This window comes from Bacillus sp. AFS031507 (genome assembly GCF_002584635.1).
GTDB lineage: Bacteria > Bacillota > Bacilli > Bacillales > Cytobacillaceae > Neobacillus.
On sequence record NZ_NUOW01000102.1, the window covers coordinates 1 to 1474 of the forward strand.

General features: G+C 43.9%; 1 protein-coding gene and 1 pseudogene. Both read left to right on the forward strand.

Annotated features, from left to right (window positions below; genetic code table 11):
* The coding region (locus COE25_RS30025; protein ID WP_483861200.1) for a BclA C-terminal domain-containing protein at positions 1 to 669 on the forward strand (669 nt) is incomplete at its 5' end.
* 531 nt (positions 670 to 1200) lie between these two features.
* Positions 1201 to 1474: pseudogene (locus tag COE25_RS31185) on the forward strand (hypothetical protein); the annotation flags it as partial.

Genomic DNA, 1474 nt, shown 5'->3' on the forward strand with positions numbered 1-1474 from the left:
ACGGGAGCAACGGGAGCAACAGGCGCAACGGGAACAACAGGAGCAACAGGAGAAACTGGACCAGCTGGAGTAGATGGAGCAACGGGAGCAACAGGAGAAACTGGAGCAACAGGAGAAACTGGAGCTACAGGCGCAACAGGAGAAACTGGACCAACTGGAGTAGCTGGAGCAACAGGAGCAACAGGCGCAACGGGAGCAACTGGACAAGCAGGAGCAACGGGAGCTACTGGGGCAACGGGAGCAACCGGAGCAGCAGGTGGATTATCCCTATACGGGTATATTTACAACCTCGGTGCTCAAGTTGTACCTATAGAGGCGGATGTCATTTTTGATTCAAATGGAATAATTACACCTGGAATTACGCATGCCCCCGGAACATCTCAAATTTTAGTTACGAGTCCGGGAGACTACGAGGTTACTTTCTCCGTGTCGGGTGTAGAACCCAACCAATTCGCACTATTTTTAAATGGGGCGCCGGTTGTGGGAACTGTCTACGGTTCAGGTGCTGGCACTCAGCAAAACAACGGTCAGGCTATAATCGCCATAGCAGCCGGCGATGTTATTACCCTTCGAAATCATTCTTCTGCTGCAGCAGTTACCCTTCAGACACTTGCAGGAGGCACACAAACAAACGTAAACGCTTCTATTGTCATTAAAAAATTAAATTAGTTTCGAATGGATATGAAACTCTCACAAACTCAAAGTGAAGCTGTAAAGCAGTTTCCGAGCTTTCGATCAAACCGGCCGGATGAAAGGGAAGGAAATATTCGGCAGAAATTACCTTGGACTCACAGGGCTCTAACGGAGAATTCAACAATCTGCAGATTCAAACAACTGGGGAGCCCTATGACTAAGGAACTTTTAGAATTAAAATCGAATAATTGTTAAATCTCCTGCATTAGGGAGATTTTTTTTATATTCGAATATGTAGTTGCAGCATAGGAATCTTCATCCGAATAGATAATGTACATGTAATCCGGAGTATTTAGAGGTGACTGAATTGAAAACATATCTCCTACGAAATTGTTCATGGGTGATCTTTAATTTAGGCTTTTTATCGGCCCATTCTTATTTCCTATTAATATGATATCGAGTGTTATTAAAAAATAAAATATTGAAATCAAATTTAAAAATTATAGGGAACTTGTCCATTCCGAATAAATTTCCCAGCATATGATACCGTTAAAGGAGGTGAAAAAATTGAGTAATAATAAAAAATGTAAAGATTGCGGGCACAAAACATGTCAATGCGATCGAAAAAATTGTAAAGATTGTGGGCACGAAAAATGTCAGTGCAAATCTAAACAAAAATCGAAGGTAGAGCAAAAAGTCGAAGTCAAGTTATATGCACCTGGTGGATATATAGGAGCAACGGGACCTACCGGAGCAACAGGAGCAACGGGACCTGCTGGAGCCGCTGGTGCAACAGGAGCAACGGGACCTGCCGGAGCCGCCGGAGTAACAGGAGCAACAG